General features: G+C 61.3%; 11 protein-coding genes. 1 reads left to right on the plus strand and 10 read right to left on the minus strand.

Going from position 1 to position 16,048, the window contains the following annotated elements; all coding sequences use genetic code 11:
* Window positions 1-66: 66 nt before the first annotated feature.
* The 5 genes from purH to prmA form a co-directional block, all read right to left on the minus strand.
* The gene (gene purH / locus ASG55_RS14480; RefSeq protein WP_041480673.1) at window positions 67-1,674 is read right to left on the minus strand and encodes a bifunctional phosphoribosylaminoimidazolecarboxamide formyltransferase/IMP cyclohydrolase; all 1,608 of its coding nucleotides are present in this window, start codon (window positions 1,672-1,674) and stop codon (window positions 67-69) included.
* An 83-nt stretch (window positions 1,675-1,757) separates the two neighbouring features.
* Complete coding sequence (gene fis / locus ASG55_RS14485; protein ID WP_002555375.1) at window positions 1,758-2,078, minus strand: DNA-binding transcriptional regulator Fis; 321 nt, start codon at window positions 2,076-2,078, stop codon at window positions 1,758-1,760.
* On the minus strand, window positions 2,075-3,085 hold the full coding sequence (gene dusB / locus ASG55_RS14490) for a tRNA dihydrouridine synthase DusB (RefSeq protein WP_016771866.1): 1,011 nt from the start codon (window positions 3,083-3,085) through the stop codon (window positions 2,075-2,077). The genes fis and dusB overlap by 4 nt, the downstream gene beginning before the upstream one ends.
* 185 nt (window positions 3,086-3,270) lie before the next feature.
* Window positions 3,271-4,530: a DUF3426 domain-containing protein gene (locus tag ASG55_RS14495; RefSeq protein ID WP_056787688.1), complete on the minus strand. Its 1,260-nt coding sequence runs from the start codon at window positions 4,528-4,530 to the stop codon at window positions 3,271-3,273.
* Window positions 4,531-4,560: 30 nt separating this feature from the next.
* Window positions 4,561-5,439: a 50S ribosomal protein L11 methyltransferase gene (gene prmA, locus ASG55_RS14500; protein ID WP_056787691.1), complete on the minus strand. Its 879-nt coding sequence runs from the start codon at window positions 5,437-5,439 to the stop codon at window positions 4,561-4,563.
* 194 nt (window positions 5,440-5,633) lie between these two features.
* Here prmA and ASG55_RS14505 point away from each other — a divergent pair, with 194 nt between their 5' ends.
* Window positions 5,634-9,587, plus strand: coding sequence for a type III effector 1 (locus ASG55_RS14505; protein ID WP_156388194.1), 3,954 nt, complete (start codon window positions 5,634-5,636; stop codon window positions 9,585-9,587).
* Window positions 9,588-9,652: 65 nt separating this feature from the next.
* Here ASG55_RS14505 and accC read toward each other — a convergent pair whose 3' ends face one another.
* The 5 genes from accC to gcbA all read right to left on the minus strand — a co-directional run bounded on the left by accC (window position 9,653) and on the right by gcbA (window position 15,874).
* Window positions 9,653-11,008, minus strand: coding sequence for an acetyl-CoA carboxylase biotin carboxylase subunit (accC, locus tag ASG55_RS14510; protein ID WP_024011424.1), 1,356 nt, complete (start codon window positions 11,006-11,008; stop codon window positions 9,653-9,655).
* A 17-nt stretch (window positions 11,009-11,025) separates the two neighbouring features.
* A complete protein-coding gene (gene accB, locus ASG55_RS14515) occupies window positions 11,026-11,484 on the minus strand; it encodes an acetyl-CoA carboxylase biotin carboxyl carrier protein (protein ID WP_016771862.1) in 459 nt (152 codons plus the stop codon).
* 24 nt (window positions 11,485-11,508) lie between these two features.
* Window positions 11,509-11,964, minus strand: coding sequence for a type II 3-dehydroquinate dehydratase (gene aroQ / locus ASG55_RS14520; protein ID WP_016771861.1), 456 nt, complete (start codon window positions 11,962-11,964; stop codon window positions 11,509-11,511).
* Window positions 11,965-12,205: 241 nt separating this feature from the next.
* Entirely contained in the window at window positions 12,206-14,152 is a 1,947-nt protein-coding gene (locus ASG55_RS14525; RefSeq protein WP_056787696.1) for a methyl-accepting chemotaxis protein, read from the minus strand.
* A 51-nt stretch (window positions 14,153-14,203) separates the two neighbouring features.
* Complete coding sequence (gene gcbA, locus ASG55_RS14530) at window positions 14,204-15,874, minus strand: diguanylate cyclase GcbA (RefSeq protein ID WP_016771860.1); 1,671 nt, start codon at window positions 15,872-15,874, stop codon at window positions 14,204-14,206.
* Window positions 15,875-16,048 lie beyond the last annotated feature (174 nt).

The raw sequence follows: 16,048 nt of genomic DNA on the forward strand, positions 1-16,048 counted from the left end.
TCAACGTCAACGTCGCTGGCAGATTGCATTCGCGAGCAGGCTCGCTCCCACATTTGAATCGGTGTATCAGTGACGGAAGTGGCGCATGCCGGTGAATACCATTGCGATACCGGCTTCGTCGGCAGCGGCAATCACTTCAGCATCACGCATCGAGCCGCCCGGCTGGATCACCGCAGTGATGCCGACCTTGGCCGCGTTGTCCAGACCGTCGCGGAACGGGAAGAATGCATCGGACGCCATGACCGAACCGGCCACCTGCAAACCGGCGTGCTCAGCCTTGATCGCGGCGATGCGTGCCGAGTTGACGCGGCTCATCTGGCCGGCGCCGACACCGATGGTCTGGCGGTTCTTGGCGTAAACGATGGCGTTGGATTTGACGTACTTGGCGACTTTCCAAGCGAAGATCAGGTCGTGGATTTCCTGTTCGGTCGGCGCGCGCTTGGTCACCACTTTCAGGTCATCGGCGCTGATCATGCCGATATCACGGCTCTGCACCAGCAGGCCACCGTTGACGCGCTTGTAATCCCACGCAGCGGCGCGCTCAGCCGACCACTCGCCGCAGGCCAGCAGGCGTACGTTGGCTTTGGCCGCGACGATGGCGCGGGCTTCTTCGCTGACCGATGGGGCGATGATCACTTCAACGAACTGGCGCTCGACGATCGCTTTGGCGGTCTCGGCATCCAGTTCACGGTTGAAGGCGATGATGCCGCCGAACGCCGACTCGGTGTCGGTGGCGTAGGCCAGTTCGTAAGCCTGGCGGATGCCGCCTTCGGCATCCGGGCTGACCGCCACGCCGCACGGGTTGGCGTGCTTGACGATCACGCAGGCTGGCTTGACGAAGCTCTTCACGCATTCCAGCGCGGCATCGGTGTCAGCGACGTTGTTGTACGACAGTTCCTTGCCTTGCAACTGGGTGGCGGTGGCGATGCCGACTTCGGCCGGCCTGGCTTCCACGTAGAACGCCGCGCTCTGGTGCGGGTTCTCGCCGTAGCGCATTTCCTGAGCCTTGATGAACTGGCTGTTGAAAGTGCGCGGGAATTCGCTGCGACCTTCAGTGCTCAAGGTTTCAGCGCCCTGGTTCACGGTGCCCATGTAGTTGGCGATCATGCCGTCGTAGGCGGCGGTGTGTTCGAAGGCCTTGAGCATCAGGTCAAAACGCTGAGCGTAGGTCAGGCCGCCGGCCTTGAGGTTTTCCAGGACGTTGGCGTAATCGCTGGCATTCACCACGATGGCCACGTCTTTATGGTTTTTCGCTGCCGAACGGACCATGGTCGGCCCGCCGATATCGATGTTCTCGATGGCGGTCGGCAGGTCGCAGCCTGGCTTGTTGATGGTCGCTTCGAACGGGTACAGGTTGACCGCTACCAGATCGATCGGCTTGATGCCGTGCTCGTTCATGATCGCGTCGTCAGTACCGCGACGACCGAGGATGCCGCCGTGGATTTTCGGGTGCAGGGTTTTCACCCGACCGTCCATCATCTCGGCGAAACCGGTGTAGTCCGCGACTTCCACTGCTGCAACGCCGTTGTCGCGCAGCAGCTTGAACGTTCCGCCGGTGGAGAGGATCTCGACGCCCAGAGCTTCAAGCTCCTTGGCGAATTCGAGGATCCCGGTCTTGTCGGAAACGCTGATCAAGGCGCGGCGGATCGGCAGGCGGGTAGTCTGGTCGGTCATCTCAATTTCCATCAAAAGCAAAGGAAGTCAGCAAAAAAGGCGACCGTTTTTTACGCGGGCGCCTTTCTGGTTTGATTGAATGCTTACAGCAGATCGTACTGCTTGAGTTTCTTGCGCAGCGTGCCGCGGTTCAGTCCCAGCAGCTCACTGGCCTTGGTCTGGTTGCCCTTGACGTAGTTCATCACGCTTTCGAGCAGGGGCGCCTCGACTTCGGACAGCACCAGGTTGTACACATCCGTGACGGACGCGCCCTCAAGGTGGGCGAAATAATTGTGCAGCGCCTTCTCGACACTCCCGCGAAGGGTCTGGCCTTCTTCGCTCGGCGTGTTGAGGTGCTGTTTCAAATTCACGTTGTCGCTCACGGGTGTTGTTCCACTCACTAAAGTCTCGGTCATCATCGTCATGCGGCCACCCCTTCTTCGTCCCCTGTCAGGCTCTTGTAACGCTCGGCGAAGAACTCCCGAACGTCGGCGCATTGTGTTTCCGTACCATCCAAACGATTGAAACGGGCGCGAAACTCCCTGGCGCCCGGCAAGGTTGCGAGATACCAGCCCACATGCTTGCGGGCAATGCGCACGCCCATCACGTCACCATAAAAGGCGTGAAGGGCAGCCAGATGCTCCAGCAGGATGCGTTCCACTTCGCTCAGTTCCGGCGCCGGCAATTTCTCGCCGGTACGCAGGAAATGATCGATCTCGCGAAAAATCCATGGCCGCCCTTGAGCGGCCCGGCCTATCAGCAGGCCATCGGCACCGGTCGCATCAAGCACGTATCGGGCCTTTTCCGGCGAATCGATATCGCCGTTGGCAAACACCGGGATCGACACGGCCTGCTTGATCGCGGCAATCGTGTCGTACTCGGCTTCCCCTGTGTACAGATCGGCGCGGGTGCGGCCATGCACGGCCAGCGCTGTGATCCCGGCCTGTTCGGCGATCTTCGCCACGTTCAGACCGTTCTTGTTTTCGCGATCCCAGCCGGTGCGGATCTTCAGGGTGACCGGCACATCAACCGCGGCCACTACGGCCTGCAGGATCTCGGTCACCAGTGCTTCGTCTTTCAGCAACGCGGAGCCGGCGGCCTTGTTGCAGACCTTTTTGGCCGGACAGCCCATGTTGATATCGATAATCTGTGCGCCCAGTTCGACGTTGGCCCGTGCCGCATCGGCCAGCATCTGCGCGTCGCCACCGGCGATCTGCACCGAGCGCGGCTCGGGATCGCCTTCGTGGATCATGCGCATGCGCGACTTGCGGGTATTCCACAGGCTCATGTCACTGGTGACCATTTCCGAGACTACAAGCCCTGCGCCCAGACGCTTGCACAGCTGACGAAAAGGCTGGTCGGTGACGCCCGCCATCGGGGCGAGAATCAAACCGTTCTGCAATGTATATGGGCCGATGCGTACCGCCGACATAGGACTTCCCTGAAGTGGGGCCGGATCATGAGAGTTCGAAAAAGGGTGGGCATGATACCCGCTCTCGATGACTGGTTAAAGGCTGAATTGAACAAAATCTGAACAGTTATTCTGTTATCGCCAACGGTTTGGTTGGCCGCGATCCAGTCAGAAAAATGCCGTCAATCGAGAAACGCTGAAGCGGTTCACTCCGGTGAGTGGAAGTTCAGGCTGTAATTCACCGCTTTCGGCCCCGGATCGAGAATATCCAGGGCGATGTGGATCGGCGTCTGCGGCGGCATTTCCGCGAGGCCTTCGAGATCGCCGCTCAGATACTCGCCGGGTTTGAAGCGACGACTGGCGATCAGATGACCGTTGAGGTCGGCGAAGCGCAGTTCGAGCAAAGGGAACGGCTGGGAAAACGTCGCCCGGTTGTAAATGATCGCGTCGACCACCAGCGCCCCGCTGAAATCGGGATGGCTGCGCACCACCAGATTGCTGCTCTTGATTTTGCCGATATCGACTTTCGACGGCACGGTGCAGCCGATCTGCGGGCAGATCTGCTGGAACCACGGTCGGTATTGATCCTGCCGCGCCAGTTCCTCGAAGTGATAGGCGATGTACTGGGCGGCAAGGCCGCCGGCCGCCAACACCACCAGCACCAGCCAGAGCAGGCGCCGGCCCCAGGGCGAGCGGCGCTGCTGCCAGTCCAGTTGCAGCGGGTCGTCGGTCAGATCCTGCAGGACCTCGGCGCGCACCCCGGGCTCGGCCCGTTCGCGTTTTTTGCGCGGCGAAGTGATCAATGGCAGATCGTCGTCATCGTTATCGTCGCTAGCCGACAGTCGTTCGCGGCGGGCGTTGGGGTCGATCGGGTCATGCAGGCGCAATTGCGGAATCGGCGGCTCGTCATCCAGATCCACCGGCTCCAGCGACAGCGAAGGTTCGGTGCGCTCGGGTTCGAGGGTTTCGATGCCGTCGATATCCGGCTCGATATCCGGCGCTACGCTGCGCTCATCCGCAGGCTCGCTGAACAGGCTGTCGGGCCATGTGCCTTCGTCCGGCTCCGGGCTGTCGCGTCGGGCGCTCAAGGATTCTTCGCGGGTACGGCCGAATTCGGCGGCCGGCTGGATTTCGCGCTGTTCGAGGCGGGCGAGTTCTTCGTCCAGATCGAGGCTGTCCAGATCCAGTTCCGACGCGCTCCATTGCTTCTGGCTGATGGCGCGCGGTGCGGGGATCTGTTCGACGACCGCAGAATCGCTGACAGGCGCGGGCGCTTCAGGCAGCGCTGGTGCGGCCGGCGTCACCGTGTCCTTGCCGGAATGTTGTTCGAGCAGCTGCTTGGCGGCATTGAACACTTGCAGGCAGGAGCCGCAACGAACCACCCCGCGCGCCACGCTCAATTGAGCATGGTTGACGCGGAAACTGGTCTGGCAATGCGGGCATTGGGTGACGAAACTGTCGGTCATGCGGCGATCCGGTTCAGGCAAGCGGTCATTTTAGCGCCGACGCCCGGTGATGCGCACCCAGCCGTCGCGATTGGCGATCGGGTCGAGCTCGAAGTCCTGCGCATAAGCTGCCGCTACTTCTTCGCCCTGCTCGGCGAGAATGCCCGACAACGCCAGGCGCCCACCGCTCTTGACCAGGCTGGACAGCTGCGGCGCCAGCGACACCAGCGGGCCGGCGAGAATGTTGGCGACCAGCACGTCGGCCTGAACCTGCGGCAGATCCTCGGGCAGGTACAGCGGGAACAGCTCATCGGCAATATTGTTGCGCCCAGCGTTGTCGCGCGAGGCTTCCAGTGCCTGTACGTCGATGTCGGTGCCCACAGCTTGTTTGGCGCCGAGCAGCAGGGCGGCAATCGCCAGAATCCCCGAGCCACAGCCGAAGTCGAGCACGTGGCAGCCTTTCAGATCCTGACCGTCGAGCCATTCCAGGCACAGTGCGGTGGTCGGGTGGGTGCCGGTGCCGAACGCCAGGCCCGGGTCCAGCAGCAGGTTGACCGCATCAGGCTCGGGCGCGGCGTGCCAGCTCGGCACGATCCACAGACGCTGGCCGAAACGCATCGGCTCGAAACCGTCCATCCAGCTGCGTTCCCAGTCCTGGTCCTCGATCACTTCGCTGTGATGTTCGGGCAACGGGCTGCCGGTCAGCAATTCCAGATGGGCCAGAACCGGCTCCGGTTCGGTACCGCCTTCGAACAGCGCCAGCAAGTGGGTGTGCGACCACAGCGGCGTGGTGTTGAGTTCCGGTTCGAAGATCGGCTGGTCTTCGGCGTCCATGAAAGTCACCGACACGGCGCCGACTTCGAGGAATGCGTCCTCGTAGGTTTCGGCTTGTTCCGGGGTGATGGCGAGACGGACTTGCAGCCAAGGCATGGCGGGCACCTTTGAAAATCTGTGGGGCAGCCCGAAGCTGCAAAAGCGCGCAGTTTACGCCAGGTCGCCGGCAAAGTGGACACACCGCTTGGCTGTTACACATTCGCGGCCGCGATATACATATGTATGGCCTGAGCACTTTTGTCGGCAAATAGAGTGAGCGCTCATCTCTACGCAACAAAAGGCTGGACGACATGGCGGATCAACAAGGAACTGTAGAAGAAAAACCACCGATAGCCGCTGCGTCTACGGGGTCGGTGCAGGAGATCCTGCTGCGCATCACGCGCTGGCAGGTGATGATCGACAAGCGCTTGAACGGCCAGATGACGTTGCTCGAGGCGCTGGAGCATTTCGCTTTGACTGAACTGCGCAGGCATTACCCGGACGGCCATTTCGCCCCGGGCTTTGTGGTTGCGCTGCTTGACGCCATTCTGCAAAAGCTTATCGACGGCCGGCCAGTCATGTTCCTGGCGCTCCAGGACGCGCCATTTCGCTGGCCTGGGGGCGCTGACCCCGGTTTACCGTCCAGCCGTCATGAGCATGTGATCCGGACGGTGGATAGCGTTTCGCTGCACTTCCTCGACCAGTACAAAAAATACCTGCGAGAACATTGGACGACAAAAGGGCAGGAAGCGCTGTTTGATCGCCTGATCAAGCGCAAGCTGCGGCGCTATATCAAGGATATCGAGTTACTGTTGCGCCGTGACCAACTGGCGGGCCTGACACTGGATCAATTGCGCAGCAAAATCGACCGGGTTCACGCCCGCAGCACGCGTCGGTACCGGTTGACTGCCCTGGCAACCGGCGCAGAGAAAAAGATTCTCGAGGCGCATTCATTCGCGCAACTGCCGTCATGGATCAAAGCGCTGAAAGAGCCGGATCGCGCCTTGTTGCGCGATTATCAGGAGCAGACGTCACTGGCGCAGGCAGCACTCGATGACCTGCTGCAGGGCCACGGCTCGTTGCGCGCCTTTGCCCGCCAGCAGGCCATCGAATATATTCAGCTCAAGCTCGACATGGCGGTTGAACCAGACCGGATCGACGTGCGGCTCAGATGGCGCTCGGCGGTCGGTGAGCCGACCCACAATCGCAGCCTCAGTGACCTGCTGGCATGCGGGCCGATCGGGCAGGACTTCGCAGCGGTCCTGGAGATCAGCAGTCCTGCGCCATTGCGCAACCAGTCACTCAAGCCGGCATTCATTGCCGACATGCTGGCGGAACAGGATTATCCGGCGGACTACCTGCGAGCCCTCGCCGAGCAGTACCAGCGCACCGACGTGCAAAAGGCACTCATCGACTGGTTCACCGTACGGCTCAGGCAGAGCGCATTCGTCGCGCGCTGCGCAGCTCATCTGGCGGATTCCGACCATGAGCGTCTGGAGCAGATGTGGTCTGGGCAAGCGGCAATGAAACCGTTGCAAGTGGCCGCATTGACGCTGCCCAACGGCATGCAATGCGCCGATCTTCTGGTGTTCTACCAGGCAGAGACTGAGCAAGCGGTGAATAACCTGGTGCTGTACGCGCCCAACAAACCCGACGGTCAGGAGTGGGTCCGGTTGCCTTCGATTGCGGCGTTGACCGGCGAAGTATGGAGCTGGACGCAGAGCGAATCCGGTCGCGAGTATCTGTTGCAGCAGCTTTCGCCGACGGCACATCACCCGGCACGTGATTATCTTGTGGCTGCGGCGGCCAGTCCTGCTCTCTGGGGCATGCAGAGTGACCTTCGACGAACGCCCTTGCCGTTCGACGAATGCGTCGAAGCCGCTGCAAAAATGGCCCTGGTAAACAACCTGCAGCGGGTCGAGCAGGACAACTCGCTGCGCTGGTACACGACGCTCGCGCTCGAGGCTCGCCGGCGCATCAGCAGTCTGAATCAGGAACTGATCGTTCATCAGCAGGTTTTCAACGAGCTGCTGGGCGGTTTCGAGGTTTTTGTCGATTTCGCCAGGCGCTCGGTTGCCGCAGCGATCACGCCCTATATGCGCAGCAAGAACGTGCTGGAACCGGTCGATCCGGCCACTGTGTTGATCGACTACAACCCCGGCGTTGCCGACCGCAGGAAGCAGCAGGTGGCCACGCTGCTCGACCTGGCCATTCACGGCTACGATGACAACTCCGGCATCGAACATCCGAAAAAAGGCGTGCGATCGTCGGTTGGCCAGGATCTGAGCCAGGTGCGCAGCGCCGATCTGGCGCTGTATCTGCGCCGGGCCTGGCTGGGTGAAAAATACGCCAGCGAGATTCGTGGCAAATATCTCGACCCGCGTGATGCTGCCTACGAACCGCGTCGCTTTGCCTACCGCAACGTGCTGCTGTCAAAGATGGACCGTGATTTACGCGTGGCCAGAAGTCAGGCGCGATTGAGCGACGCGGTGTATTCGGCACTGGTCCGTCAGGTCTCTCTGTTGAGCCAGGTGCCAGCGCCGGGTACGCATTTTCCGGGCGCGAGCATGGTTGAAAGTGACGGCGTGTTCAGGTTCACCGTGCGCCATCACGTCGTGCTCGGGGTGTATGTGCTGACCTCGTTCGACCCCGAGCCGTCCTGGTGGCTGTACACGCCTGATGCCCCCGACGGCATTGTGGTACGTGCATATCAGTCACTGTTCGGCGACATCGCCGGCGCTTTGCATGACTACTTGATGGCGCGTACGCCGGTTGCTGCGCGCAGCATCGTGTCGCGCACCCTGTATGCGATTGCGGCAAAAAAACAACGCGTCGATACGCTGCACGAAGCGCAGCGCCTGATTGACGCGCGCATCGAGTTCAATGCGTACATCGAGCGCGCGGTCACGGATGTGCAGGACATCACCACCAGCCGCGCGCAAATGATCGAACGCCAAGTGGTCAAGGGGCTGATGTTTGCAGCCGCACCGTTTTGCATGGTGTTCCCTCCGTTTGCCTTGCTGCTCGATGTCGTGTTCATTGCCGTCAGCGCTGGTCAGGCGGTCGCGGCGCATCTGGAGGGCGACATCGATGGCGCTCTCGGCCACTGGCTGGAGGCGTCGTGGGGGGCGCTGTTTGCCATGGTCGGCGCAGGCAGTGCGATCAAGTGGCTGGGCGGTGCGGCCAGAAGTCTGAAGCACACCATGAGGCCTGTCTCGTTGTTGTCAGAGCGTCTGAATACCGTGGCTCCGCTACGCAGGGACGCGCTGCCGGCGATCCGGGAAGTACGCTTTCATGCCAGGCAGGCCGTCAGCAAGACGCCCGAACATTTGCAAAGGGTGAGCGAAGAAGGCGTCTTTTTCGGCACCTGGCGCAGCCCGTCCAGCGCTGCACAGCCGCAACCGGCCTATTACATTCGCAACAGAGGCAAGTACTTTCTGGTCAGGGAAAATCCGCATTTCGGTGGCCTGAGCCTGGTCGATGCCCGTCGCCCGAGCGCCATCTATCAGCAACCGATTCAGCTTGCTCCGGGGGGCAAGTGGACACATGCCAGGGTCGGACTCACAGGAGGCGACGTGCGCAACCTTGGGCGCGTGAACAATTTGAATGATGCTTTTCCTGGAGGTGTCGAGCCCGTGCTGAACCGCGGCGCGCTGCAGGGCGAGGCCGTGGTGGCGCATTTTCGTCCGGGATCGCCAGATAACTACCTGTTTTCCCTGAATGCGCAGAGTTGCGTCATCGCCTCGCTGTATAACCCGACGACGAGAGTGGGGGCGGTCATTCATTTTGATCACAATATTCGCCCGCTGATCGAGCGAAGTGTCACGCAGGTGCTGGAGCGTCTGGGGGGAACACCGCAGAACATTCGCGCCACGCTGGTGGGTGGCGACTGGCTGTCGGCGGGCGCCGACATCGGCGGTCCGGTCAGGCGCGTGTTGCGCGAACAGGGCCTGCAGCCGACCTGGGATTACTGGTCATACTCGTCCTGCCTGGGCAACAGCTATGGCGTGGTGCTGAATCTGAACAATGGAGTCTCGAGAGTGTTCAAGCATTCCTCTGGTCAGATTGGCAGGTTGTACAACCCGCTTATCGCCAGATCGAGCTATGCCACGGACGGGCTCTCGATACGTGCCCGAAACTTTACGAGGCGGTTCACCCGCAGACCGTTACATGAAAACGCAGCAGGAGCGGTGGTCGATGAGGCTGGCCTGGGGGCATCTGCCACAATGGTCGAGCAGCAGGCGTTCTCCACGGTAATGGTCTGATCTGCTTGTTGCAGGCATAAAAAAACCCGATCCGCAGGGATCGGGTTTTTCATGCCGCTTCAGCCTTACGACTGTTTGGCCAGCTTGTGCTCGAGGTAGTGAATGTTCACACCGCCTTTGCAGAAGCCTTCGTCACGAACCAGATCACGGTGCAGCGGGATGTTGGTCTTGATCCCGTCGACCACGATTTCGTCCAGGGCATTGCGCATGCGTGCCATGGCTTCGTCGCGGGTTGCGCCGTAAGTGATCAGCTTGCCGATCAGCGAGTCGTAGTTCGGTGGCACGGCATAACCGCTGTACAGGTGCGAGTCGACGCGAACGCCGTTGCCGCCTGGGGCGTGGAAATGCTTGACCGTGCCCGGGCTCGGCATGAAGGTCTTCGGATCTTCAGCGTTGATCCGGCACTCCAGCGAGTGACCGCGGATGACCACGTCATCCTGAGTGAACGACAGCTTGTTGCCAGCGGCGATGCTGAGCATCTCCTTGACGATGTCGATACCGGTGACCATCTCCGAAACCGGGTGCTCCACCTGAACACGGGTGTTCATTTCGATGAAGTAGAAACGGCCGTTCTCGTAGAGGAACTCGAAAGTACCGGCGCCACGGTAGCCGATGTCGATGCATGCCTTGACGCAGCGAGCCAATACTTCCTGGCGCGCTTTCTCGTCGATGCCCGGTGCCGGCGCTTCTTCGAGAACCTTCTGGTGACGACGCTGCAGCGAGCAGTCGCGGTCGCCCAGGTGGATGGCGTGGCCCTGGCCGTCGGACAGAACCTGCACTTCGACGTGGCGCGGGTTGGTGAGGAATTTTTCCAGATAGACCATCGGGTTGCCGAACGCCGCGCCTGCTTCGGAGCGGGTCAGTTTCGCCGAGGCGATCAGGTCTTCTTCCTTGTGCACCACGCGCATGCCGCGACCACCACCGCCACCGGCGGCCTTGATGATCACCGGGTAGCCGACTTCACGACCGATGCGCAGCGCCGTTTCTTCGTCTTCCGGCAGCGGGCCGTCAGAGCCAGGAACGGTCGGTACGCCGGCTTCGATCATCGCGTGCTTGGCCGATACCTTGTCGCCCATCAGGCGGATGGTGTCGGCTTTCGGGCCGATGAAGGCGAAGCCGGAGTTCTCGACCTGCTCGGCAAAATCGGCGTTTTCCGCGAGGAAACCGTAGCCTGGGTGAATGGCGGTAGCGCCGGTCACTTCAGCGGCAGCGATGATGGCCGGAATGTGCAGGTAAGACTGAGCGGCGGACGCCGGACCGATGCAGACGGATTCGTCTGCCAGACCCAGGTGCATCAGCTCTTTGTCGGCCTTGGAGTAAACGGCGACGGTCTTGATGCCCATCTCTTTGCAGGCACGCAGAATCCGCAGGGCGATCTCACCGCGGTTAGCGATCAGAACTTTTTCCAACTTCGCAGTCATCAAAGGCTCTCCGCGGTTCAAACGATGGTGAACAGCGGTTGGTCGTACTCAACCGGCTGGCCGTCTTCGACGAGGATGGATTCGATCACACCGCTGGTTTCAGCTTCGATGTGGTTCATCATCTTCATGGCTTCGACGATGCACAGGGTGTCGCCTTTCTTCACGGTCTGGCCGACTTCAACGAAGGCAGGCGAGGTTGGCGAAGATTTGCGGTAGAAGGTGCCGACCATCGGCGAACGGGCCACGGTGCCGTTCAGCGCGGGTGCAGCAGCGGCAGCCGGAGCAGCGGCAGCGACTGGCGCGGCAGCAGGGGCAGCGGCCGGAGCCTGCATCGGGGCTGGCGCGTAGTACTGCTGCGCCGGGGTCTTGCTGTGGCGGCTGATGCGTACGGACTCTTCGCCTTCCTTGATCTCGAGCTCGTCGATGCCGGACTCTTCCAGCAATTCGATCAGTTTCTTAACTTTACGGATATCCATGAATCATCAACTCCCAAGGGTCGGTCAGGGGCGTATAGCTTGGTGTTCAAGCTGCTCTAGTGCGGCCTCCAGGGCCAGTCGGTAACCGCTGGCGCCAAGGCCGCAGATCACTCCTACCGCTACATCGGAGAAGTAGGAGTGATGGCGGAAAGGTTCGCGCTTGTGCACGTTGGACAAATGCACTTCGATGAATGGGATGCTCACTCCCAGCAGCGCGTCACGTAATGCGACACTTGTGTGCGTAAAAGCCGCCGGATTGATCAGAATGAAGTCCACGCCTTCACCGCGTGCAGCGTGGATGCGATCGATCAATTCGTACTCGGCGTTGCTTTGCAGGTGCAGCAGATGATGGCCGGCTTCACGGGCGCGCCGCTCCAGATCCTGATTGATCTGCGCCAGGGTCGTCGACCCGTAGGTCCCCGGTTCCCGGGTGCCGAGCAGGTTCAGGTTGGGGCCGTGCAGCACCAGTAGCGTCGCCATCTGCGTTGTCCTTGTTATCAATGAGCAGTCGTCAGAACCCGGCGACTATGCCGCAAAGCCTTTGTGACTGTCCAGTTCCATGCAATAGGCGGCACGATGGGCGATGTTTGCGCGAAATTTGTGACCGAGGATCAGGATCCGGTCATTTGTAGTGACTGGGCTGGCGCCTTCGCGAGCAGGCTCGCTCCCACAGGGGTATGCATTCCAATGTGGGAGCGAGCCTGCTCGCGAAGATGGTATGTCAGACGCGGAAGGCCTGAACGGCCGTATGCAATTGGCCGCCGAGAACCAACAGGTTCTCGCCCTGTTCGCGGCCTTGGCCGATGCGCAGCAGGTTATCCCCACCCAATTGATGAATGCGCTCGCTGTGATCGCGGATCTCGCTGACCGCGCCACTTTGCTGCGCGGTGACATCGGCGATGCGCACGGCGGTGTCGGCGATGGTCTGGATCGCGCCAACGATTTTGTCCAGTGCACCGTCCGCCGCTTGCGCCTGACTGGCCGTGGCTTCGGCGTGTTCGACCTGCGCGCGCATGCCTTCGACCGATTGTCGCGCGGCGGTCTGCAGGCCGGCGATCAGTGTCTGGATTTCCGCCGTGGCCCCGGCGGTGCGTTGTGCCAGCGAGCGCACTTCCTCGGCGACCACGGCAAAACCACGGCCCATCTCTCCAGCGCGGGCCGCCTCGATCGCGGCGTTCAGGGCGAGCAGATTGGTCTGGTCAGCAATCGAACGAATCACTGTCAGCACGCCGCCGATGGTTGCTGATTCTTCTGCCAGATGTTCGATCATCTGCGCATTGCCTTGAACCTCACCGACCAGCGCATGCAGTCCGGTCAGGCTCTGGCCGATTACAGCCTGCCCATGCTCGACGGCGAGACCGGCATGACGACTGGCGTCGGCAGCCTGACGGGCATCGCCGGCCACTTGCTGAATGGTCGCCTCAAGTTCCCCCAGCGAATCGCGAATCAGCGCGGTATCGCCGGCCTGATGTTCGGCGCCGCTGTGCAGGTCATTGCTCAGTTCGGCGAGGGTGCGGCTGCTGCCCGCGACCTGCTCGGCGTTGCCGCGAATGGTGCCGACCAGATCCACCAGATAGGCGCGCAAGCGGTTGAGCGACGCTTCGATGTCATGCAATTCGCGATTGGTCTTGCCCAGTTGGATGTCGCGACTGAAATCGCCCTCGGCCCAGGTCGACAGCGCTGGGGCGAGGTTGGTCAGGGTGCGGGCCAGGCGCCGCTGCAAGGTATCGATGAGGAGGGCGATCAGCAGAATCAGGCCTATCATCACGCCTTGCATCAGCCGCACTTCGCCCTGGATCTGCCCATGTTGCGCGCGTACCACCGGTTCGAGGCCGGCGATGGCGTGTTGCACGCTGGCGATTTTTTCGTGAGTCGCGGCGCTGAGCTCGGCGCGTTTCTGGATCTGCTCGCGGGTGCGCGTCAGTTCCGCCGGATAGCGGCCGAGCAAGCTGTTCAGTTCGCGTTTGAGGCCGACACCGGCATCTTCGGCGGCGGCTTTATCAGTGGTTTCGATGCCCATCAGCGCGGCGAAATCGTCACTGCTCGATTCGTTGCTGGCGACCACACCGAGCAAGGGCAGGGCATCGATGGCCTCGGCCTGGGCGCGCATGTTGCTCACTTCACGCTCGACATCGGCGGCCAGCTCACTGCGCCCGCTGCTGACCAGTTTGTCCCGCGCCAGCGACAGTTTGCCCAGATGCTGAGATGCGGCGAGCAGTGGCGCGAGGTAGGCGGCGTTGCCATTGGCGTAGGTGTTGAACTGGTCGAGGCTGGCGCTGAGTTCGCGTTCGGCCTGCAACAGCAGCGCCTGCGGATCGCCAGCCAGTTTGCCGGCGGCGAGCAGGTCGGTTTTGCTGAATTCATCGAGGCTCGACAGGCTTGGCCGTACCGTGTCGGCCAGCGCCGGGGGCAAGTCACCCAGTTGCTTTTGCACGCTGTCGATAGCCTGGGCGGCACTGCTCAGGCGCAGCGCGTCACCGCTGGCCAGATAATCCTCGACGTTGCGCGCCACTTCATTCTGAAATTGTTGCGACAGCCCCAGGTAACGCTCCATCAACAGATAGGGGCGTTCGAGGGCTTTTTGCGACCACCACAGCGTGGCGCCAAGGGCCACGCAGACGGCGACCAGCAGCAGAGTGTTGAGATTGGTGAGCAACTTCAGGCGCATGACGGCTACCAACGGCAGGAATGGTAAGCGCCTGAATTTATTGCGGTTCTATTACAAGGTTATGACCGAATCAGTGGATTCCGATGAAAAAGTGGCACTTTGCTTTGACTGGCGCGCGGTCTGCACCCGATTGCGTCCTGCACCCTTGGCGCGATACAGCGCCTCATCGGCCTGGCTGGCCATCATCAGGCTGTCGGAGTCATCGCACATTTCTACTACGCCGGCGCTGAACGTGCACCAGAGGTCCTGCGGCTGCGCCGGGTAATGAATCTCGGCGAAGCGCTGGCGAATCTCGTCGAGGACTTTGTGCGCCGCGTCGATATCGGTGTCGGGCATGACGATGGCGAACTCTTCGCCGCCGTATCGGCCAATGAAATCGGTCTTGCGCAAACGCTGCTTGAGAAACAGCGCGAGGCTCTTGATCACCCGGTCACCCATCGGGTGGCCATGGCTGTCGTTGACCCGCTTGAAGTGATCGATGTCGAGCATGGCAAAACTCAGCGGCTTGTTCTCGCGGCGGGCGCGGAACGAGCAGTCTTCGAGCAATTGCAGAATATGCGTGTGGTTGTACAGGCCGGTGAGGCTGTCGCGGACCATCCGTGCTTTGAGGTTGCGCGCGCGGGCGGCGCGGTTGCGCACAGTGGTGATCAGGTGCCGCGGTTTGATCGGCTTGGTCAGGAAGTCATCGCCGCCCTCGCTCATGGCGTCGAGCTGCTTGTCCAGATCGTCCTCGGCCGACAGGTAAATGATCGGCACGCTGACGTAGCGGTCGTTGTGGCGGATGACCTTGGCCAGCTCGGTGCCGGTGCAGGCCGGCATGTACATGTCGAGGATGATCAGGTCCGGCTGGAAATCCGCCAGCTCGGCCATTGCCTGAATCGGTTCGATCAGGGTGCGGGTGACAATCCCGGCGCTGTTGAGCAGGCGCTCGGTGTGCAGGGCTTGGGCGCGCGAGTCGTCGATGATCAGCACTTTATAAGGCTCGTACTGGGCGACGCAGGTCAGCACTTCGATTTTTTCCAGCAGGCTCGATGCTTCAAGGGTGCCGGTGAGGAATTCCTGGCCACCGGCGCGCACGGCGGCTAGGCGGGTCGGGGTGTCGGTTTCGTGCAGGCTGAAGAACAGCAGCGGCAGCGGTTCTTCGAGGCCGACCTGAGCTTCGGCGGCGAGTTTCAGGCCGATGCCGGGGCCACTGAAATCCACGTCCATGACAATCGCTGCGGGCAAGCGCTCGACCATCGACGAGCGAAACGCCGCGACACTGTCCAGTGCCTGTGCGCTGAGGCCAAAGAATTCGAGCTGCTTGGCCAGGCGTTCGGCGCGGTCGTGATCCTGCAACATTACGTAGATCGGCTTGCGCAGCGGCGGCAGGAACGTCTGGTCGAGCTGATCACCATGGCGCAGGCCGGTACGCGACAGGCGCTGCATCAAACGATTGAGATCGGTGATCAGGCCGCTGCTGAGGCGCCCACGGTTGGCATCCACCGCTTGCAGCGACTGGCTGATGTGATGCGCCAACTGAGTGTGTTCCGGCTGTTCGAAGCGCTCGGCAAAACGCAGCAGACGCAGATTCGCCTCGCTCAGTTCGGCAAGATCGACGGTGGACCACTCACTGCGTTGCAGGCGCTGCCATATCTCAAGAATCTGACGTGCCTGATGAATTACCCGCTGGGCAAAGTGGTGCTTGAGACGCTCACGGCTGGGGTCTTCTGGCTCGGTCATATCCTGACTACTAGTTAGGGTGCATGCTGAGATCGACTGGTGGCTCTATGCTAGCACCTCTTTTCCCTTAGACGAGTGTCGTACGTCAATAATCTGCTGGACGACACGATTCAGTTTCTGACCGGGTGGTTTTGTTTTTACCTCTGATTTTGACCAAGTGCCCGCATGCTGGGG

Origin of the sequence: Pseudomonas sp. Leaf434, assembly GCF_001425545.1 — a bacterium.
Lineage (GTDB): Bacteria > Pseudomonadota > Gammaproteobacteria > Pseudomonadales > Pseudomonadaceae > Aquipseudomonas > Aquipseudomonas siliginis.